Annotated in this window: 17 protein-coding genes and 9 pseudogenes; 16 read left to right on the forward strand and 10 right to left on the reverse strand. The window is 67.0% G+C overall.

Annotation, left to right across the window (positions count from 1 at the left end; genetic code table 11):
• Positions 1-93: 93 nt before the first annotated feature.
• Positions 94-1,008 carry an MFS transporter gene (locus AB0M87_RS32195; protein WP_365859308.1) on the reverse strand — a complete coding sequence of 305 codons (915 nt, stop codon included), beginning with the start codon at positions 1,006-1,008 and terminating at the stop codon, positions 94-96.
• Between the two features lie 562 nt (positions 1,009-1,570).
• On the opposite strand from AB0M87_RS32195, the gene AB0M87_RS32200 reads away from it, so the two are divergent.
• From AB0M87_RS32200 to AB0M87_RS32215, 4 genes are all read left to right on the forward strand, one after another.
• On the forward strand, positions 1,571-1,795 hold the full coding sequence (locus AB0M87_RS32200; protein ID WP_365859310.1) for a CGNR zinc finger domain-containing protein: 225 nt from the start codon (positions 1,571-1,573) through the stop codon (positions 1,793-1,795).
• Positions 1,796-1,803: 8 nt separating this feature from the next.
• The gene (locus AB0M87_RS32205) at positions 1,804-1,944 is read left to right on the forward strand and encodes a Tn3 family transposase (protein ID WP_365859312.1); all 141 of its coding nucleotides are present in this window, start codon (positions 1,804-1,806) and stop codon (positions 1,942-1,944) included.
• Positions 1,945-2,036: 92 nt separating this feature from the next.
• Complete coding sequence (locus tag AB0M87_RS32210) at positions 2,037-2,279, forward strand: Tn3 family transposase (protein WP_365859332.1); 243 nt, start codon at positions 2,037-2,039, stop codon at positions 2,277-2,279.
• On the forward strand, positions 2,276-2,398 hold the full coding sequence (locus tag AB0M87_RS32215; RefSeq protein ID WP_365859314.1) for a hypothetical protein: 123 nt from the start codon (positions 2,276-2,278) through the stop codon (positions 2,396-2,398). Before AB0M87_RS32210 ends, AB0M87_RS32215 begins: the two co-directional genes overlap by 4 nt.
• 70 nt (positions 2,399-2,468) lie before the next feature.
• Here the strand turns inward: AB0M87_RS32215 and AB0M87_RS32220 are convergent, their stop codons facing one another.
• Positions 2,469-2,927, reverse strand: coding sequence for a carboxymuconolactone decarboxylase family protein (locus AB0M87_RS32220; RefSeq protein ID WP_365859316.1), 459 nt, complete (start codon positions 2,925-2,927; stop codon positions 2,469-2,471).
• Between the two features lie 86 nt (positions 2,928-3,013).
• On the opposite strand from AB0M87_RS32220, the pseudogene AB0M87_RS32225 reads away from it, so the two are divergent.
• Positions 3,014-3,525 (forward strand): annotated as a pseudogene (locus tag AB0M87_RS32225) (sigma factor-like helix-turn-helix DNA-binding protein); the annotation flags it as partial.
• 148 nt (positions 3,526-3,673) lie between these two features.
• Here AB0M87_RS32225 and AB0M87_RS32230 read toward each other — a convergent pair.
• The 3 pseudogenes from AB0M87_RS32230 to AB0M87_RS32240 all read right to left on the reverse strand — a co-directional run.
• Positions 3,674-4,398: pseudogene (locus tag AB0M87_RS32230) on the reverse strand (IS5 family transposase); the annotation flags it as partial.
• A 12-nt stretch (positions 4,399-4,410) separates the two neighbouring features.
• A pseudogene (locus tag AB0M87_RS32235) lies at positions 4,411-4,602 on the reverse strand (DUF6192 family protein); the annotation flags it as partial.
• A gap of 307 nt (positions 4,603-4,909) precedes the next feature.
• Positions 4,910-5,776: pseudogene (locus tag AB0M87_RS32240) on the reverse strand (transposase); the annotation flags it as partial.
• Positions 5,777-6,003: 227 nt separating this feature from the next.
• Here AB0M87_RS32240 and AB0M87_RS32245 point away from each other — a divergent pair.
• Positions 6,004-6,552 carry a SigE family RNA polymerase sigma factor gene (locus tag AB0M87_RS32245; RefSeq protein ID WP_365859318.1) on the forward strand — a complete coding sequence of 183 codons (549 nt, stop codon included), beginning with the start codon at positions 6,004-6,006 and terminating at the stop codon, positions 6,550-6,552.
• Between the two features lie 122 nt (positions 6,553-6,674).
• Here the strand turns inward: AB0M87_RS32245 and AB0M87_RS32250 are convergent.
• A pseudogene (locus AB0M87_RS32250) lies at positions 6,675-7,303 on the reverse strand (sigma-70 family RNA polymerase sigma factor).
• Between the two features lie 141 nt (positions 7,304-7,444).
• Between AB0M87_RS32250 and AB0M87_RS32255 the strand changes: the two are divergent.
• A pseudogene (locus tag AB0M87_RS32255) lies at positions 7,445-7,762 on the forward strand (Tn3 family transposase); the annotation flags it as partial.
• 305 nt (positions 7,763-8,067) lie between these two features.
• Here the strand turns inward: AB0M87_RS32255 and AB0M87_RS32260 are convergent.
• Entirely contained in the window at positions 8,068-8,361 is a 294-nt protein-coding gene (locus AB0M87_RS32260) for a site-specific integrase (RefSeq protein ID WP_365859334.1), read from the reverse strand.
• A 410-nt stretch (positions 8,362-8,771) separates the two neighbouring features.
• Here AB0M87_RS32260 and AB0M87_RS32265 point away from each other — a divergent pair, with 410 nt between their 5' ends.
• The 6 genes and pseudogenes from AB0M87_RS32265 to AB0M87_RS32290 all read left to right on the forward strand — a co-directional run bounded on the left by AB0M87_RS32265 (position 8,772) and on the right by AB0M87_RS32290 (position 14,003).
• Positions 8,772-10,067: an MFS transporter gene (locus AB0M87_RS32265; RefSeq protein ID WP_365859320.1), complete on the forward strand. Its 1,296-nt coding sequence runs from the start codon at positions 8,772-8,774 to the stop codon at positions 10,065-10,067.
• Positions 10,068-10,279: 212 nt separating this feature from the next.
• Positions 10,280-10,765: a hypothetical protein gene (locus tag AB0M87_RS32270; protein WP_365859341.1), complete on the forward strand. Its 486-nt coding sequence runs from the start codon at positions 10,280-10,282 to the stop codon at positions 10,763-10,765.
• Positions 10,714-11,307 carry a recombinase family protein gene (locus AB0M87_RS32275; RefSeq protein WP_365859337.1) on the forward strand — a complete coding sequence of 198 codons (594 nt, stop codon included), beginning with the start codon at positions 10,714-10,716 and terminating at the stop codon, positions 11,305-11,307. The genes AB0M87_RS32270 and AB0M87_RS32275 overlap by 52 nt, the downstream gene beginning before the upstream one ends.
• 107 nt (positions 11,308-11,414) lie before the next feature.
• Positions 11,415-12,211 (forward strand): annotated as a pseudogene (locus AB0M87_RS32280) (IS30 family transposase); the annotation flags it as partial.
• Positions 12,212-12,828: 617 nt separating this feature from the next.
• Entirely contained in the window at positions 12,829-13,074 is a 246-nt protein-coding gene (locus AB0M87_RS32285) for a hypothetical protein (protein WP_365859322.1), read from the forward strand.
• 317 nt (positions 13,075-13,391) lie between these two features.
• Positions 13,392-14,003: a DUF3995 domain-containing protein gene (locus AB0M87_RS32290; RefSeq protein ID WP_365859324.1), complete on the forward strand. Its 612-nt coding sequence runs from the start codon at positions 13,392-13,394 to the stop codon at positions 14,001-14,003.
• A gap of 71 nt (positions 14,004-14,074) precedes the next feature.
• On the opposite strand, the gene AB0M87_RS32295 is transcribed toward AB0M87_RS32290, so the two are convergent.
• Positions 14,075-14,773 (reverse strand): SDR family oxidoreductase, encoded by a 699-nt coding sequence (locus AB0M87_RS32295; RefSeq protein ID WP_365859326.1) that lies wholly within the window; start codon positions 14,771-14,773, stop codon positions 14,075-14,077.
• A 224-nt stretch (positions 14,774-14,997) separates the two neighbouring features.
• Here AB0M87_RS32295 and AB0M87_RS32300 point away from each other — a divergent pair, with 224 nt between their 5' ends.
• On the forward strand, positions 14,998-15,345 hold the full coding sequence (locus tag AB0M87_RS32300) for a transposase domain-containing protein (RefSeq protein WP_365859339.1): 348 nt from the start codon (positions 14,998-15,000) through the stop codon (positions 15,343-15,345).
• Positions 15,346-15,389: 44 nt separating this feature from the next.
• On the opposite strand, the gene AB0M87_RS32305 is transcribed toward AB0M87_RS32300, so the two are convergent.
• Complete coding sequence (locus AB0M87_RS32305; protein ID WP_365859328.1) at positions 15,390-16,691, reverse strand: MFS transporter; 1,302 nt, start codon at positions 16,689-16,691, stop codon at positions 15,390-15,392.
• A 209-nt stretch (positions 16,692-16,900) separates the two neighbouring features.
• On the opposite strand from AB0M87_RS32305, the gene AB0M87_RS32310 reads away from it, so the two are divergent.
• Positions 16,901-17,791: a helix-turn-helix transcriptional regulator gene (locus AB0M87_RS32310; RefSeq protein ID WP_365859330.1), complete on the forward strand. Its 891-nt coding sequence runs from the start codon at positions 16,901-16,903 to the stop codon at positions 17,789-17,791.
• A 216-nt stretch (positions 17,792-18,007) separates the two neighbouring features.
• Here the strand turns inward: AB0M87_RS32310 and AB0M87_RS32315 are convergent.
• A pseudogene (locus tag AB0M87_RS32315) lies at positions 18,008-18,318 on the reverse strand (AfsR/SARP family transcriptional regulator); the annotation flags it as partial.
• A 58-nt stretch (positions 18,319-18,376) separates the two neighbouring features.
• Between AB0M87_RS32315 and AB0M87_RS32320 the strand changes: the two are divergent.
• Positions 18,377-19,290, forward strand: a pseudogene (locus tag AB0M87_RS32320) (IS982 family transposase).
• Positions 19,291-19,432 lie beyond the last annotated feature (142 nt).

Consider the following 19,432-nt stretch of genomic DNA (forward strand, 5'->3'; position numbering starts at 1 on the left):
TGGCTGCCATCACGGCCCGTTGTCCTTCCAACCTGCTCATGCCAGACCAACGAACCACCGAGCGGAAAGCTACGAGTTAAAGATCTGCACGCCCTAAGACTGCGAGATGGCGCGCAGAGGCTCCGGTCGAAGCGAGCTCGGAGACGACCGCGAACATGAGCCCGGACAGCAGTAGGTTTCGAAGGCTCCGAGTGACCGTCGGAGCGAGGAGCGCTGGCAGCGAGCGTGGTGGTGCGAGGCGTAGCTAGTCAAGCCCGCCGCCATGAGCGCGCACCCGGTCGCGGAGGCGTCGGGCGCTGGCAGGCCTCCGAGCAGCCGAGTCCGCAGCAGCGGCCTCGCGACGACGAGCGCCACGGTCGCCGCGGCCATCAGCACTCCCGCTCTCGCCGGGTTGAGGTCTGAGGCCGCGAGCGACAGCAGGAGCGTCATGACGATCAGCATGTAGACGAGGGCGTAGATAGTGTCCTCTGCGGTCGTGGCCAGCAGGGCTCTGTCACGCCAGGGCGATCGCAGCCGCGCGGGCTGCGAGAAGTCGGGAGGTGACCGTCGGAAACGTCGTCCGCCGTGCGGTCGGCAGGAATGCCGAGGCACACGACCAGCGCGCAGGCCAAGCATGAGGCCGCGTCGATCGCGAAGAGCCAGCGCGAGCGCCGCGATCAGGCCCCCGCCCGTGTTCCCGACCGCGAGTGCCGTCGTCAGCAGCGCGTAGGTCTGGGCACGCAACGCCGGTCGTGTCCCGTCGGCCATCATTGCCTGGCTCGGGGGTTCGTAGAGCTCGAAGGCCAGGCCGAGCAGCACCGCGCAGCTCGCTGCCGCCGACAGGTCCGGTGCCGCGGCGAAGCCGAGTTGCGCGACGGCGCAGCCGAGCAGGCCGATCAGGCTCATGCGCCGCCGCCCGATCCGGTCCGCGAGCAGCCCACCGAGCAGTCGGCTCGCGATCGTCGCCGTGCCGAAGGCCGCCGCGACCGCCCCCGCCGCGGCCGTGCTCGCGCCGAAGTCGCGGCACAAAGGACCGTGAGGAAGGCAAGTGAGAACGCTCCGAGCTGGTTGACCCCGCGCGCCGCGATCAGCAGCCTGACCTATCGGGGGACGGTCCCGCACGGGCGGGACGATGTGACGAGCATGCCCCCTCGAGAATGACTGACGAAGTCGTTGGTGACGAATCGCGATATGGATGGAGGCAATAGGTCGAGGAGAGTGACCAGTCAAGTGCCATTTGATAGTCACGTGGAGTTGTTGCTCGGCGCAGCCGTGTCCCTGGTCAGTGAGCTGACCGACGGCGAGCGCCGCGGCAGGCAGTACACGGCGCCAGTCGGGCAGGCGCTACTCTCCTTTGCGCCCGCCGCGTGGCCAGGGGAACGTGCGCAGTCTCCGGCGCCTGGGGAGCTGCCGGCCGAAAGCGCGGAGTATCTCGCTGAAGCTGCACGCACGATGCGCCTCGTCTTCGAGGGGATGGACGAGGGCCGAGTGGACGACGCGGCCGCAGCCCTTAACGAGTTGCTGCGCCGGACCGGGCGCGGCCGCTGGACTGCGTTCCGGGTGAGCCGTGGCAGGTCCCTCCACGGCACCGATGACACCTACGGTGTGGGCTGGAGCGCCGGCTGCGCCACGGCGCTGGCCTCTCGCGGTCGGCAGCGAGCTCGCCGGACGACTCGGCGTGTGCTGGGCCCCGCGCTGCGATCGCGTCTACGTCGACGCCTCGCGCAACTCCGTGCGCCAGTTCTGCTGCGCGCCGTGCCAGAGCAGAGTCAAGGCTGCCGCGTTCCGGGCCAGGCGCGGAACCGGGTCGGAATGAGGGCCACCATGACGATCAACTGGGACCTGATCGCCCAGCAGTACGACCAGATCGTGAAGTGCACCGCCGCCCTGCGCCTGGGCACCGCCGAGGCCGAGCAGGTTCGGCACCGCTTCACCTGCGGCGGCCCCAAGCACCTCACTTACTAGGCGATCGAAGAACTTGGGCGGGCGGTGCGTACTGCGTTCGTCTGCGACTACCTCGCCGATGGGGAAATGCGGTTCGCGAGATCCACGAGGGACTGCAGGTCGGGGAGAACTGGAACTCGGCGAACAAGGACCTCTTCTACGGCAAGGACGGCAACCTGGCCGGGGCGGACAAGGAGTCCCAGGAGGTGTCCATGCTCGCGCTCCACCTGCTCCAGTCCGCCTTGGTCCACGTCACCACGCTGCTGATGCCCCAGGTCCTCGCCGCCCCAAAGTGGGCCGACACCCTCACCGGAGCGGAAGGCGCGCACCGTCTCCACTGTTCCGGACGCACGTGAAGCCCTACGGCCGTTTCGAGCTGGACATGAACACTCGCCTCGACCTGGACCTGACCGCCCGGGCCGCCGTGCCCGGGCCACGCATCACCGAGGGCAGACCGGCTGCGGCCCCGCAGTGAGGAGCTGGGTCCGATCTCCCGACGAGCTCAGTCACCACTGCTGGGTCAGTGGGTGAGAGCCACGCTGATCTCAGCCCCAGGTCTGGCCAGCCGGCTCCTTGATGGTGCGGTTGAGCCGGTTGAAGAAGTTGGTCAGCGCGATCTCCAGGTTGATCGCGCCGATCTGCTCCTCGGTGAAATGAGCGTTGACCTCCTCCCAGATCTCGTCGGTGACGCCCTCTGCACCATCCTGTAGCCGAGTGGCTCCCTCGGTCAGCGCCAGTGCCGCGCGCTCCGCATCGGTGTAGAACGGCGCCTCACGCCACGCCGCCACGTTGTGCAGCCGCTCGTCGGTTTCACCAGCCTTCTTCCCTCCGGAGACACTGGCGTAGACGCACGCCGAGCAGCTGTTGATCTGGCTGGCGCGCAGGTGGACCAGCGCAAGCAGCTTCGGGTCGACGCCCCCGGCTGCAATCGCCTTGTGGAGGTGCTGGATCGCGGTCCACACATCGGCGTTGTTCGTGTTCTTGTTCTTGAGTCGGTTTTCCATGTGCGAGTGCACTCCTTCATCGGGTTACGTTGCGGGGCGTTGGCCCGTCACCCCTATGACGGAGCAGCTTCCAGGGAGGTAACAACATGCTCGGCACCCAGCCCACGGATCCGATTGGCTATGCCTTCGAGGCCCACAGTGACCGGTTCCGTCCGTCGCCTATCGCGTGCTCCGATCACACGCCGACGCGGAGGACGCGGGCCATGAAGCGTGGCTGCGTTTCTCCCGCCAGGACACCGACACCATCAGCAACGTCGGCGGCTGGCTGACCCACCGTGGTCGGACGCATCAGCCTGATGTCCTGCGCTCAGGCGGGGCCCGACCGGAGGTCTCCTTCGACGACCAGCTGCCCGAGTTCACCGTGACGCTCGACGACGCTCCTGCTCCGGCAGAGCTCGTGGCACTCGGGGACTCCGTCGGCCTCGCGCCTCTCACGGTCCTCGACTCGCTGCGCCCAGACGAAGGACTGGCGTTCGTGCTGCACGACGTGTTCGCCGTGCCCTTCGCGGAGATCTGCACCATTCTCGGCAAATCCGCCGACGCGACCAAAATGCTCGCCGGCCGAGCACGCAGGAAAGTACGAACAGCCCAACAACCGGGGGTTGCTGGCCGTAGGCCGCATCACCGACGTCAAGCTGCAAAAACGGATCATGGCCGGACGCGCCGGCCTCCCGCTTCTCCGCCACCGAGTGGTCCTCATCGCCCACCTCCGCCGCTGCTATGCCGACCGGCAGCTAAGAGTCATCTCATTTGGTGAGTCTGCGGTAGCAGATAAGGGTGCAGGCAATGCTCGTGAAGGCGAGGAAGTGGTCAGCTTTGCGCTCGTAGCGTCGGTGGAGACGGCGGCAGCCGGCGAGCCAGGACATCGTGCGTTCGACGGTCCACCGGTGGCGTCCCAGTCGCTGTGAGGACTCGATTCCCTTGCGTGCGATGCGTTGTTGGGTGCCCCGCTCGCGTAACCACCGCCGCAGGTGAGAGTAGTCGTATCCCTTGTCGGCGTGGAGCTTGGAGGGTTTGCGGCGCCGCGGTCCGCGGCGAGAGCGGATCGGCGGTATTCCTTGCACGAGCGGGACCAGGGCCTGGCTGTCGTGCAGGTTGCCCCTTGAGATTCCGACGGAGAGGGGCAGACCGGTTCGCTCAGTGATCAAATGGATCTTCGACCCGTACTTGCCCCGGTCTACAGGATTCGGACCTGTCAGGTCCCCTTTTTCAGGGCCCGCATGTTCACCGAGTCAATCGCGTAGCGCGACCAGTCCAACTCGCCCCGGGAGCCGAGCTCGTCGAGGACCACTCGGTGGAGTTTGGCCCACATCCTGGCCTTCGTCCACTCGGAGCAACGCCGATGGGCCGTCGCCCCTGACGGTCCGAATGAAGCTGCGGGCACCTGCTGCCACGTGCGGCCTGACGTGGCCACGAACACGATCGCGGCCAGCACCTCACGATCACCGTGCCGACGTCGCCCACCACCCTGAGCGGCCGGCCTGCGCAACAGGTAGGCTATGAGCGCAGCCGCCACCTCATCGTCCCTGGTCAGGTCGGTGACTGCCCGGATCTTCTCCTCGACCGTGACCGGGATATCGACCTTGTGGCCCAGCAGCCGCTTCGCGCCGTCCGGCGTCCACTGCCGCCGCTCACTGCGCTCGTTGAACGGCGGATCGTCCAGCGATGCCCACCGTTCGGCCTCCGCGACGAGGGCCCCGCACCGACAGCTGGGCGAGGAAGTTCGACGTCATCTCCGCCGGGCCTGCGGCTCAGTCTGCTGCCGGGACTGATGCCGACTGACGTTCGGCTTCTCAAGCTATGTCAGATACCAGCGCGCGAAGGTCGTCGACGCACCATCGCCGTCGAGCAGCGGTTCCAGGTCCTCGTCATCTGCCCGGTTGTCGGACCAGATTCGCCCTCGCTCCGGGCTGCTGATGATGAGCCACTCGCGGGCAGCGCAACCCAGCGTCGAGATGACGGTCGCGCCCACAGTGCGGTCCGAGCTGGCGGCCCTTTGTGTTGGTGGCGAAGCAGGTCAGCCGCAGTCCGTCGAGGTCGGTGAAGCGCAACTGGGCGCCGGGGTGAGGCCGTTCCTTGCGAACGATCAGCCGCATGCCCCTGAGCCAGATGCTCAGGTCGGGCATGTTGGTGATCTCGGCGACCCAGGCGCCGGGCCGTTCGGTGCGAACGGCGTCGTAGGCCGGTGTCCATGCCTTCTTCGGGATGTTCAGCACGGCCTGGTGGATGGTGTCGGTGATGGTCATTCCGACGGAATACGATAGCCACCGGCCCGGCCTGGAGAACCAGTCGAGGAAGGCATGGGTGCCGCCGGCGGAGTCGGTGCGGATCAGTGTCTGCCGTCCCCGCCGCAGGTGTCTGGGGAGTTGGGCCAGGGCGAGCCCAGTGGTGGTGATGTGATCGCTGTCGGTGTTGGAGCCTGCGTTGCCGAGCCGCGGCAGGGCGGCCACCGGTCCCCCGGACCCGGCCTGGCCGTGGTCGACGAACGCGACGAGCGGGTGATGGCCGAAGGTCTTATTCCAGGTCGCGGTGGCGTCCTGCTTCTCGGAGTGGGCGAGCACCAGCACACCGTCGATGTCCACGATGACGCTGTCTTCGGCGGCCGGACTGCTCTGACCGGCCAGGTCCCAGACCCGCTCGCGTACTTGGGAAAGTGCCTCCCGGATCGCGGCCAGGGCCTTCGGGCCGGACGCGGCGAGAGCATCGACCAGACGGGAGACCGTCGGATCGGAAGCCACCGGGCCGAACACACCCGGCTCGACCAGCGGCACCGACCCGGCCTGCGAGACCACCCCACGACCGCCGCCCTCGACACGAACACGCGGGTACGACCCGCTACGCTTCTTCACCTGGAGAGTGCTTCTTTCCTTGCAACTGACAGGACCCTCGACAAGTCCCATCGTTGCAGGTCAGCAGCACTCTCCACTTATTTGATCAAGACTCGGACGGTCCCACTCGCGAAAGCGCGAGGCTAGTGACGATCGGGAGTACGCCTGCTGACGGCCCCCGGAAACTCGCTGTGCCCGGCGGGCAACCCTTTCCCGCGTCCATGGACTCTAATCAACATGGAGTCGATATGACAGTGTCGTCGGACGACCCTTTCCGGGAGTTCATGGGCGTCCGCTGGTCCCGATTTTTGAGGAGCGCATATCTGCTGACCGGGGACCCGCATGTCGCAAAGGATTTGACCCAGTCCGCGTTTGAGCGCTGCTACACCGCGTGGCGCCGGGTGCGACAGGCGGACGACCCGGACGCCTACGTCCGCCGCATCCTGATCAATCTGCACCGGCGCCGTTTCCGCAGCCCCTTGCGCGAGTACCTGACAGACGGTGGCACGGCGCCGGGTACCCCCAACACGGGGCCGTCCTCGGGCGCGAGGGAGACCGTCATGGAACGCGCCGACACCAGGCTGGTCATGCTGAAAGCCCTCAGCCAACTGCCGATTCGACAACGGCAGACGCTGGTACTGCGCTTCTGGGAGGACCTTTCGGTCGAGCAGAGAGCACTCACCAGGCAGTGCTCCACCGGCACGGTGAAGAGCCAGACAGTGAAGGCGCTCGCGCATCTGCGCACCGTCCCCGAGCTGGGCGATGTCCTGCCCAAAAGGATCAAGGAGATGACGTGAACACTACTAAAAGCCCTTCAGGACGGTGTGCCGGCCGGTAGGCAGGTCCCGTTCAGCCGGGACCGGGAGCGACCGGTCCACGTCCTCACACCCGGGCCTGTCTCGGCGGAATGGTGTGCGGCTCATCGGGATGATCCCTCCTGTGTCGACCAGGCCGCAGATGTGCGGCTGCCCTGTGACTGTCCTCGCTCGGGAGGAAGTTCCTGTTCTGAGGTGAAGGCTTTTGACCGTGATTTCTTACGTAGCTTCGTCCTGGCCCGAGCCAGCCGGGACTTAACGGTGCCAATCGGGACGTCAAGCGCTTCGGCCGCCGCCGCGTAGTACAGTCCCGCCCAGACACAAAGGCCGATCACGTCGCGCTCGGCGCGGCGCATCCCGGCCAGGGCCGCGCGGGCGGCAACCAGCCGCTCAGTGTCGTCGATCCGACCAACCAGTTCGTCGGCGAAGTCCGGGACGCGTCGCTGCGCGGCAGCCGGGCAAGGGCGGCCTCGTAACGGCGGGCCGCCCGGGACACGTTGCGCGCGCAGTTGGTCGCGATACCGAGCAGCCAGGGCCGCAGCGAGCCGCCCTCGAGGTCCACCCGAGCACGCAGCCGCCAGGCCTCCAAGAAGGTCAGAGCGACCACGTCCTCGGCGGCCGACCAGTTCCCGCTCAACCGAAAGGCATGGTTATAGACCGAGCGCGCGAATCGGTCGAAGAGCTCCGCGAAGGCATCCGGGTCCCCCGCGCGTATCCGTCCCCGTTCATTCATTTCCACACCCTCTCCCTGTCCGCACCTCCACCCGAGTTCCCGGACGCACGGGCGGGGGTGCGTCGGTGACGTGTTCCGCGGGAGTGGTCAGGCGCCCATGGCGCTCGCGACGGGCACCACGAGACCTGGTGGGCCGCCGACAAGACCAGGCACCTGCTCGCCCTGGTCGACCCGATGGACGACACCTACCGCCGCCTGATGAACCGGCAGCTCACCGTCCAGGATTCCCGCCACCGGCTCGCCCGCGCCATCTGCCACGGCAGCCGGGGCCAGATCCGTCAGGCGTACCGTGAAGGCCAGGAGGACCAGCTCGCCGCCCTCGGCCTGGTCCTCAACGCCGTGGTGCTGTGGAACACCCGCTACCTGGACGCCGCCGTCGCCCAGCTCCGCGCCGAGGGCAACGACATCAAGGACGAGGACGTCGCCCGCCTCTCCCCGCTCAAGGACCGGCACATCAACTTTTATCTGGACTCTTCCAAGATCTTTGGATCAGCTGACGCTGTTGAGGTTCTCCCAATCAAGGTGTCGGGGGCGGGCCGTCGATCTAGCGCATGTGCTCCTGGAGACCGGCTGTCGCGGTCTCGGACGAGGCAAAGAACTGCGAGTGGAGACGGGCATCGTGCCCCGGCTGTCCCGACCTGCCCAACCGGACCAGCACCCAGCGGATCGGATTCTCGGCGATTCCGAAGAGCACATGGTCTCGTTGGTTGCAGTGCGCAACTGCCCTCAGCGGACGATCGGAGAGCGGGTGGCCCCGCCTGAGGTCAGCTGCGACTGCCTTGGGTTGACCGTCGTGGTCGGCGGAGCGGACCTGCCTGGCAGTCTGCTGTCGCCATCAACGGTCGCTGGGCTGGTCGGCGGCTCGGCTGACGGCGCAGGAAGCCCAGCAGTCGCAACGCGTCCGGTGCGCGGAAGTCCCGCCAGTCCAGGCTCTTCCGGGCCAGGAACGTGAACAGGTACTTCAGGTCGTAGGCGTAGGCGCACCAGGTGTTCGGCGACAGCCCCCGATCACTGAGATGCCCCAGAACCGGCAGACCGGACCGATCTCGGAACCGGATGCGTCGATCAACCTGACGCGACGGACGATGCCGCCGTCTCGGTCCTTCACCACACGCAGCTCGTACTCCACAGCACTATTAACGAGCGGCGACGGGGAGCGCGACGCCGAGACGCTGAACTTCACCCGGGAGTGTCCAGATAAGAACCTCCTGGGCCGCTACCTGTTCAACATCAAGGCCAGGCGGCCCCGGCCAGGGCCTGCGCCCGCTGCGCGACCCGGACGCGGTCAAGCCGGACGACGACAGTCAAGAGGCATGAGCCAATGGACCCGGGTAGCTGCGGCGCGCGATCCCCATGTACCCCGGCGCCCTACACCCGGAGCCCTAGGCCCATCAGCGTAGTGGCTGACCGCTGTATCTACGGCTGGCGGCCGAGGCGGGGATCCGGGCGCATGGTGAACAGTCAGGGCATGCAGAGCGTCCTTTCACGAAAGCCGGCCCGCCGGCGTCTCGGAGGTACGGCCTACCTCGCCGCGTTGTTCGTCGATGCCCTGGGATCGGGCCTGTATCTCCCGCTGACCTTGGTGTTCATCCACAAGGTGACGGGTCTGTCGGTGACGAGCGTGGGCTTGGGCGTCACTGTCGCGGCGGTCGCGGGCCTGGCGGCGAACCCTTTGGCGGGCGTACTGGTGGACCGGTTCGGCTCCCACCCTGTTTTGATCGGTACCTATCTGCTGCGGGCGGTGGGCTTCGCCCTGTACCCGCTGGTCGGGAGCTTTCCCGCTCTGATCGCCGTTGCCGCTCTGATCGCCGTCGGCGACCGGGCGTACTACCCCGCCACTTCGAGTTACGCCGCTGCGATAGTGTCCGGTGCGGACCGGGACAGGCTGTACGCCTATGTGACGATGGCCCGCAACATAGGCTTCGGCCTCGGCGGCCTGTTGTCGGCAGCGGCCCTGTCAGTAATGGGCGACCACGGCTTTGCGGTGATGGCAGTCGTTAACGCGGTCAGCTTCGTCGGGGCAGCCGGGTGCCTGGCCTTTGCCGGTTCCCGTCCCCAGACCGAACTCCGGCGCTCGGGGGCAGAGACGCAGCAGCATGGCGGATATCGGAGGGTCCTGTCCGACCGTCCGTTTCTTTCGCTCGTGGGGGCCGAGCAGGTGTTCACCCTCGCGCATTCCGTCCTGCCGGTCGCGTTGCCGCTCTACGCCGTGGTCGTCCTGGGTGCGCCCCCCGCTGTGCTGGGTGTGCTGTACACACTCAACACGGTCCTGCTTGTCGTGGGGCAGCTTCCCGTACGCCGGCTTCAGGCCAGAGCGCGACGTACCCATGCGCTCGCTTTGGGTGGTGCGGTGTTCGCCGCCTCCTGCGGCGCCTACGCCGCGGTCGCGTATCTCCCCCAGGGCGGTTGGCAACTGACCGGCCTGCTGGCCGCCACGCTCGTATACACGGTCGGTGAGCTGATGCACACCGCACCGTCCTCCGCGCTCGCCGCAGCCATCGCGCCCACCGCCGTCCGAGGACGCTACCTCGCGGTGTACCAACTGACGTGGGGCGTGTCCGCGATCCTCGCCCCGGCCGGCTTCTCCGACATGCTGGATGCGGCCGCTCCGCTGTTGTGGATTATCCTGGGCCCCTTGCTCCTGGTCGCATGCGCGACGGTGCTGAGCTTGTCGGGCAGACTCCCCACAGCGGCCGTGATGCCGCAGCCCCCCACCACGATGGCACTGCTTCCCGCCGAGACAGATCAAGCAACCTCCCCGTGACATGGCAAGCACGGGAAGCCCCAGCGTCACCATGAGTGAGAATCTGCCCCCGCCGATACCCCGAGGCTTCTCACAAACGATCCTTTGTCCGAGCAAGATCAAAGACGGTGGCCCGGTGCTCGCGAACTGGCGGTTCGATTCGCAGAACTCGTTCTCACTCAAAGGCGGGTTCGGGGCGCTTCTGAGAATCGTTTGTGACAGCATCCGGTGCCATGACGGTCCCTCAAGAAGCCTCCCCGAGCGACGCGGATGACGTCGAGCGCCAACCCTGCCCGCGCTGCCGAGCCGAACCCGGCTCGCCGTGCCGCTCGCGCTCAGGCGCGGTCGCCGGAACCTACCACACCGGCCGTTTCACCAAGGTGCCGCGGCTCGCCAAGCTCCTGCGCGTGCCCACCCCCGCCGACCGCGGGCCCGGCCAGCCGTGGCGCCCCGGCGCCCCGGTCCCGCTCACCCTCGCGCCTGACACCCCGAGCGCCGACATCCGCATCGGGTACGCACGGTGCTCGACGCTCACCCAGGAATTCCAGTCCCAGCTCGACGCGCTCGCCAAGCACGGCATCCCGCGGGACAAGGTGTTCTCCGAGAAGATCAGCACCCGCGTGCGGCCCGCCCCCAGTTCGAGGCCGCGCTCGCCCTCGCCCGCCAGATCAAGGCCCACGCCCCGCAATGCCGGGTCATCTTCACCGTGTACGAGATGAAGCGCCTCGGCCGCGACGCCGCCGAACTCACCGCGCTCGCCGACCACCTCACCGCCCACGGCCTGGTCCTGGAGATGCTCGCCGGGCCGCTGCCCGGGATGTACGACCCGAGTGGGCCCGGCCGTCTGCTGTTCGCGTTCTTCGCGGCGATGGCGGAGACCGAGCGGGAGAACATCCGGGAGTCGACCCTCGAAGGACTCGACGCTGCGGCCCGTAAGGGCAAGCACGGCGGCCGACCGCCCGTCATCACCGAGGACATGCTGCACACCGTGTTGCGGCGGCGGGCGCACGGCGAGTCGGTCGAGCAGATCCAACCCGATCTGGTCATCCCCGCCGGCAAACGCAAGGGCCAGGCCCCCAGCGTCGCGAGCATCTACCGCGCGCTCGCCGAGTACGAGAAGCAAGAGGCGTACCCCGAAGCCGTCGCCCAGGCGCACGCCGCCTTCGCCGACCGCCAGGACGCCGACGGCATCCCCCGCCCCCGCCGAGTCCGCATCCGGCGACCGGCCGACCCGCTCACCCCGGCGCCAACCGGACCATGATCAATCTCAACAGCACTTCCGGTATCGCAACTACTCACACCCGATGTTGAGCACCGGACGCCCGAGCAGGAAGGCGTCCTTGGGAAGCACCTCGTTGAGCATGCCGGAGCCCGGAGCAGATCGCACTCCGGCTGCGGGTCGATCGACTTCCCTGATGACGAGTCCATGCGCATCAGCCACGAGGCGATCTACCAGTCGCTGTTCATCGAGGGCCGAGGTGCGCTCAAGCGAGCTGGTCACGTGTCTGCGCACGGGCCGTGCGCTACGGGAGCCAAGGGCGCGGTCCCGAAACAAGCCGCAGGGCCACGTCACCGCTGACGACATTCTGAGTGAGCGCCCGGCCGGGGCCGACGACCGCGCTGTCCCTGGCCATTGGGAGGGCGACCTGATCATTGGGACGGGTAGGTCCGCGATCGGCACGCTCGTCGAGCGCAGCAGCAGGTCCACGCTCCTGGTCCATCTGCCACGACTGGACGGCTGGGGCGAGGAACCGTATGTGAAGAACGGGCCATCGCTCGGCGGATACGGGGCCGTCGCGATGAACGCGGCACTGACGAAGTCGATGACCAAGTTGCCCGAGCAACTACGCAAGACCCTCACCTGGGACCGCGGGAAGGAGCTCTCGGGTCACGCCCAGTTCGCCATGGCGAGCGGGACGCGGGTGTTCTTTGCTGACCCCCGCTGGCCCTGGCAGCGACCGACGAACGAAAACACCAACGGGCTGCTGCGACAGTACTTCCCGAAAGGCACAGACCTATCTCGGTGGTCCGCCGAAGACCTCGAAGCCGTCGCCTACGCACTCAACCATCGGCCCCGCAAGATCCTCGGCTGGAAGACCCCCGCCGAAGTCTTCAAAGAGCAACTACGCTCACTTCGACAACCCGGTGGTGCATCGATCGGTTGAACTCGCCCAGTCCACCAGTCATCAATTCGCGTCCCTGGCAGCTGAGGTCAGGGTTCAACTGTCCGTCGGGCTGGTACAACTTGCACCGACTACACAGCAGCCTCGGCTAGCCGCACCGGTCAATGCTGGGACAACGCACTCGCCGAGTCATTCTTCTCGACCATCAAACGCGAAGCACCTCAGCCACGCCGAGTACGAGACCGCACTCACAGCCTGACCACCACACCAATGGTGTCCGTCAAAGCGGATCAAGCTCAGTCCTTACACGGTAGGGCGTTGCCGCGTTGTTGGGTGTGTGAGGGCCTGATGGTCTGCCAGGGCGTTGTTGGCTCGGGTGTCAGCCCTGGGCCAGGCCGTTGCGGGCGCACCGACGGCTCCGGTATCTGGTCCCGGATGGTGGATGCGGGTGGTCATCTCGGCGCAGTGAGGTCGGAGGCGGTCATTGGGTGGTGGTGGGGCGGAAGTGGTGGCGAGATGCCGCCAGAAGCCTGAGATCACCCGACCTAACTCAACTAGGGAGGTGATCCTCCGAGGGTCGTACCGATGTAGTGGATCAGTTGCGCCAGGCTCGGGCCGTCGCTGCTGAGGCAGCGGCCGCGAGACATGCTGAACAAAACATGATCCGGCGCCGCGCGGGCGGCGAGTCCGTCGAGCAGATCCAACCAGACCTGATCATCCTCACCGGCAAGCGCAAAAGGGACAGATCCTGCGTCGCCAGCATCTACCGGGCTCTGGCCGAGCACGAGAAGGCTCAGGCGCACCCCGAAGCCATCGACCAGGCCCGCACAGACTTCGCCGCACTTCAGAACGTCGACGTACCCCGTCCCCGGCCGAACGCCAAGATCCTTACCGCACGACCATGATCAAGTGCTTAGCTTTCGTCACGGCTCCATTGTTCCCGGCCTCGAAAACCACGTACCCCGCCCCATGACCTGACCAACGAGAACCCCGCATAGGACACGAACTTAGTCAACAAATCCCTGCGTCAGAGCTACGTCCCTCCAGGAATGCCTTCAGGGCTCGATGGCCGGAAGATAACTCTGCAGTCTGACGCAGATCATCCAGGAGTAGGACGTCAGTCCACGTGGGAACTGGGAGCCTGAAAGCGGTGAATCTTTACCCAAGTTGACCGTGCCAGCCGTCTCCCGAAGATCTCGCACCCGCAAGGAGAAGCCCGCCAATGAGTACTTCCCAGAGAACGAAAACCACTTCTGAGCGCACCACTCCGCGGCCGTCGGACTCGCTGCGGAAAGCGGGCCGGGCCGCATTCGTCTGGGTCGTGGTGTTCGAGGCCTTCCATGTGTACTGGGCGTTCGGCGGACAATTCGGTTTCGGCGACGTGCCCGCGGCGGAAATGATGTCGTTGAAGGTGGACAGCCTGGGGAGTCTGGTCTTCGCGATCATCAACTGCGTGCCGTGGGTCGTCGGCACGATCGTCCCGCTCGCTCTCTACCAGGACTGGGGCCGCCGGGTCCCCGCCTGGATGCTCACCTGGTGCTGCTGGATCGGTGCTTTGATCCTTTTGGTGCGCGGCGTCTCCTCGTGGATCGACACCGCACTGCGCGGCACTGGTCTGATGCACAACGGCCTGACCGGGCTCACCTACAAGCAGGAACTCGGTCTCACCCATCCCTCGTTCTACACCCTGTGCTCCTGGAGCGCGATTGACACATACTTCACCCTCGGCGGAGTTCTCTTCCTCATCGCCGGGATCGCCCGCCGCCGATCCCGGCGCGGCACCGCAGTGGACCCCGCGGCGATGAACAGCGTCGTCTCGCACGACCCCGCCTAGTACTCCAGCCGTAGATCGTGACCTGATGCTGCTCACGCGCCCCGTCGCCCACAGCTGACCGCCTAGCGAGGTCAGTTGACCTGGCCGGCCGGCCGTACGACGAGGTAGTTGACGTCCACGCCTTCGGGTTGATTGACGGCGAACAGGATTGTCTCGGCGATCTGCTCGGCGGTCAGTGTCGGTGCCGCCGCGGGAGATCCACCGCGCTCGTCCCAGAATGGGGTGTCCACAACCCCTGGGCCGACAAGAGTGACGTGAACGTGGTCCTTGGCCACCAGGAGCCGGACATTTTCGGCCAGGGCGTGCGCAGCCCACTTAGTGACGGAGTACAGGTTGCCGGGCGTATTCCTGGTGCCCGCGACCGAACCGACGATCACGATCCGGCCCTTGGACTTCCTCAGGTGTGGCAGTGCCTCGCGTACCAGCAGGGCCGGGCCAAGGATGTTGGTGAGAACCATGGCACGCATGGCCGGAGGGTCGTGGTCCTCCAGCGTTCCGGGCAGGGAGAACCCGGCGTTCGCGATCACCGTGTCCAATCGGCCCCACAAACCCGCGACTTGACGCACGGCAGCGGCGACATGGCTCTCGTCACCGGCGTCACCGCTGATGGTCAGCACCCGCTCGCCCGCTCCGGTGGACGCGGCGAACGCGGCCAGCCGATCGGCATCGCGGCCGGTGATCGCCACGCGGTGACCTTGCTTGAGCAGGACACGGGCAGTGGCCGCACCGATCCCACTCGAACCGCCGGTGATCAACGTGACGGGTTCCATGGTGCGGCCTCCTTGGTGACGGCGGTATCGGTGACGCGCCAGGGCTCGAGGTGTCGGTGAACACTGAGTTGGCGTCACGCAGGCCACCCGATATTCATGATGTTGTGACGCAACACGAAGATCGGTGGCCTGCGCCGCAAGTGTAGATCCCGAGCTGATGGAAGCGGTATTCGCTGAACTCGCCGCAATCCTGGCGCGCAGCGGTGCCGCGCGATGCGGTCGCTGTGGCGGGTAAGCAGGCGAAACGCGCTGATGGCAAGCTTCCGCCGCATGTGATGGTGTACTTGGCGATGGCGCTGGCGTTGTTCGCCGATGATGACGATGAGGAGGTCGCCGCCCGGCTGGCCGGCACTCTCATGGGGTGGGGTTGCTGGGATGCCGGCTGGGAGGTGCCGACCTCGGGTGAGATCACGCAGGCCCGCCAGCGACTGGGCGAGGAGCCGTTGCGGCCCTCCGCCACTGATCATCGACCGGCTCGCCTAGCCGATCTGAAGGTCGAGGTGCCCCTCACCCGGCCGAGGCGAGGTGAGGAGCGCCCTCACGGCGTGCGCCGCCCGGCTCCCTCAGGTTGAGTTCATTACCGGGCCCCGCGCCAGACATCCCCCTCACCGTCCCGTCAGCTACGGCCGCGCGGCAGCATGAGGGCCGCGGCCGTGGTGGCTATCAGCATCACAGCCGCGACACACAAGGCGACCCGCAGACCCACGATGAACTGACCCCGGTCCGCCACCAAGGCTCCGAAGACGGCCACGGCGAGCGCGCCGCCCGTCTGCCGAAAGGAGTTCAGGATCCCGGCGGCCGTTCCGGCCCGATCTGCGGCGATGTCATTCAGCAGGACGGCGGTCAGGGAAGGCACGAAGAAACCTAGGCCGAGGCCGACGGGGATGAGTATCGCCGCGATCACTGGTCTGCTGGTGCCCTCGTCGATCCAGAGCAGGCCGAACATCGCCAGCGCGAAGATCGCTTGTCCCGTGGCGATCGGCATCCGCGGCCCAAAGCGTGCCGCAGCCCTGGCCGAGGCCAGGTTGGCTCCGGAAATCACGGCCATCATCGGTAGGAACATCAGCCCCGCGGCCATGGCGGACAAATTCAGAACGTCCTGAAAGAACAGGCTCAGCACGAACACCAGCCCGTAGAACGCGGCATTGACGACGAAGCCGATCGCGACCGAAACCGTCATCGTGCGCGAACGGAAGAGGTCGAGCGGGACCAACGGCGCAGCGGTACGGGCCTCGATCATGATGAACGCGGCCGTCGCCACTGCGGCGAGCCCCAGGCAGCCCAGCACCACGGGCTCGCCGAAGCCGTTCTCCCCTCCGTCGATCACCGCGAAGGTGAGCGCCGCGAGGGCGACGATCGCCGTGAGCTGGCCGTACGGATCGAGCGGCGTGGCACGGCGCGGCGAGCGCTCCGCGCGGGTCAACACCGCGAGGGTGGCGATGCTGACGGGCAGGTTGACGACGAAGATCGCCCGCCAGCTCAGAGTGCTGGACAGCACCCCGCCGGCCACCGGGCCGGCGGCAACCGCGACGGCTCCGCCAGCGGTCCACAGGGCGATGGCCCGTGCCCGTTCAGCCGCGTCCGGGAAGGCCTGCCGGACCAGGGCCAGCGAGGAGGGGAGCATGATCGCCGCCGCGGTCCCCTGGATCAGGCGGGCGGCGATCAGCTCGCCCAGCCCCGGCGCCAGTCCGCAGGCCGCCGAGGCGACCGTGAAGACCGCGACACCGACGCCGAACGCGCGGCTCGCCCCGATGCGGTCGGAGAGCGCGCCCGCGGAAAGCAGGAGCGCGGCGAACATCAGCGTGTAGGCGTCCACGATCCATTGCAGTCCCGCCGTGCTGCCGCCGAAAGTCCGCCCGATCCCGGGCAGCGCCACGTTCACCGCCATGGTGTTGAGGTTGAGCAGAAAGATGCCCATGAACGTGGTCGCCAGGATCAGCCTCGGTGCGGCCGTGCGTTGCCGGGCATCCTGTGACGCGCGGGCTGGTTCAAGAGTGGTCATCCGTCCAGACTGGTGAGGCTCGCGAGGGCGAGGCAGACCGTGATCTTCCGGGGTGCGTCATAGGTGGGTGTAACAGGGCCAGGCTCCGGGCTGGAGTCCTGATAACACGCTGGCATAATGACGACATGACCGAGTTCGGGAAGTTTCTGCGGGCTCGCCGTGGCGACGTACGCCCGGCAGACGTCGGGCTGCCTGCCGGAACCGGCACGCGCCGTACGCCGGGTCTGCGCCGGGAGGAGCTGGCGGCGCTGGCCGGTGTGAGCATCGACTACTACATACGTCTGGAACGTGGCAAGGAGACCCATCCGAGCCCCTCCGTGGTCGAGGCGCTGGCCGACGCGCTCCGCCTCAACCAGGAGGAGAGCGGCTTCCTGCACGAGCTGGCGGCGCGCGCGGCGCGGCGTGCGCCCGAGCCCCGTCCCCTGCCGTCACGGCGGGTCCGTCCGACGGTCACGCAGCTTCTGGAGACGCTCCGGCCCAACCCGGCGTACGTCGTGAGCCGCACCAACGACCTGCTGGCGGCCAATCCCGGCGGGCTGCGGCTGCTCCACGGCATCGCCGACTGGCCGGAGCGGCAGCGGAACACCGTACGGTACATCTTCCTGCACCCAGCTGCCCGCGAGCTGTGGGCGGACTGGGAACAGAAAGCCAAGGGGTGCGTCGCCCAGTTGCGGGCGATCGCCGGCACCGATCCGGATGCCCCGGATCTCGCCGCCCTCGTAGGTGAGCTCATCGTCAAGAGCCCCGACTTCAACCGGCTCTGGGAGCGGTACGAGGTGCACACGATCGGCGACGGCGAGAAGACGCTCCGACACCCGGAGGTCGGCACGATGACGCTCTCGCACGAAGGGCTGTCCCTCAACCGCGCACAAGGCCAGCGCCTCATCATCTACATGGCGCCGCCCGGCAGCCCGGACCACGACAAGATGACGCTCCTCGACCTCGCCGCCTCCGGCCCGTCCGTCGGATCCGGCGAGACGACGCCCGTCTCACCCTCTCGGAGACAGAACAGCTAGGTGTTGCAGGTGATCGAGAGTTCGTCGAACTGTGCGTGGTTGATCTCAACCTGTTCTCCGGTGAAGTCGAGCAGGACTGGGCAGTCGGAGAACCACTCGCTGTCTTGAACGTCCCAGACAACGGGCGGCCGATGAGTGCACGCAACCGCTGACCGTGGCCTGCCACGACCGCGGAGCGACCATTGAGCCATTGAGGCCGTTAGCTTTCGATCCCGACAGCCGGGCGAGCCCGAGGGCTTGCGCACGTACGAGCGCGCCGCGGGCGGGGGCGCGCTCGGTGCGCAACCCGGCTACGGGGTCGTCGGTGTCGTCGACCCTGTGAGGGTGCCCTCCCACAGCGCTAGCCCGGCCTCGGCCGCAGCCAGCGATCCTGCATGGTCTCCAGCCCTGGCTCGGTCCGCGCTCGCGGCGGCGTGCAGCAACAGGGTGGAACTGTCGACCTGATCCTCAGCGAAGGTGAGCCGATATCCGGTCGGCGTACTTGCGATGACGTCGGCGCCCAGCTGCGCCCGCGCACTGGATACTAGATGATCGATTCCAAGGGATCGACTGCGCGCACAAGGGGAGGTAGCCCAACGTCGTTGTGTGAAGACCGTGTTGGACTCTCTCGCCACCGCACTCTATGTGAAGACCGACGACCTGCTGAAGGCATCACCGCATCTGGCTCCTTGGCGTCCGGCCATCGGGATCACTCCGCAACTGGCCGATGCCGAGCTGGTCACGCTCGCGAAGATGCAGGCCATGCTGGGCTTCACCTCCGAGGCCAGGTGGCTTCGCTACGCCCGTTCCCACCTGCGGCATCTGTTCCCCTACCTGCCCAAGCAGCCTGGCTACAACAAGCGCCTGCGCAAGGCCGCCGAGCTGCTGCGGCGAGTGACCCGCCTGCTGGCCACCGACACCTCCGTATGGAGCGACGACGTGTGGATTGTGGATTCCACACCGGTGGAGTGCGGACGCTCCCGCGAGGCCGTCAAGCGCTCCGACCTGGCGGATGGGCCGAGTACGGGTACTGCGCCAGCCACAGCCGCTTCTTTTGGGGCCTGCACCTGCATCTGGTGTGCACCCTGCAGGGCCTGCCGATCGCCTTTGCCCTGACCTGGGCCAAGGCCGACTAACGCGAGACCCTGCTGGACCTGCTCGCCGCTGAACAGAAACTGGTGGCCACCCGGCCCGGACAGACGTTGATCGGCGACAAGAACTACTTCGGCCGCGACTTCGAGCACCAGCTGGCCGAGCAGGACATCCGACTGCTCCGGTCGGCCCGCAAGGACGAGCCGGAACGGCCCGGCGCCTCACTGTTCAAACCCCTGCGGCAAGTGATCGAGTCGGTCAACGAGACCTTCAAGGGCCAGCTCAACCTCGAACAGCACCGAGGCCGCACACCGGGCGGCGTGATCACCCGTGCCATACAGCGCATCCGCGCGCTGACCGCCGCGATCTGGCACAACCACCACACCGGCCAGCCCATTCTTCGCTCACTGACCGCCTACGACCACTAGCCTCGCCCTTTCATGAAGCGGGCCGTCCGACGGGTGGTCAAGTAAGCGAAAAGTGCCTCTGACCAGCAAGAATGAGGATTGTCGAGGTCCTTGTTCCTGCTCAAGCCGGAGGCACTTCTCAGGTGAAGAAGAGTATCGGGTC

Source organism: Streptomyces sp. NPDC051320, from assembly GCF_040682175.1.
GTDB lineage: Bacteria > Actinomycetota > Actinomycetes > Streptomycetales > Streptomycetaceae > Streptomyces.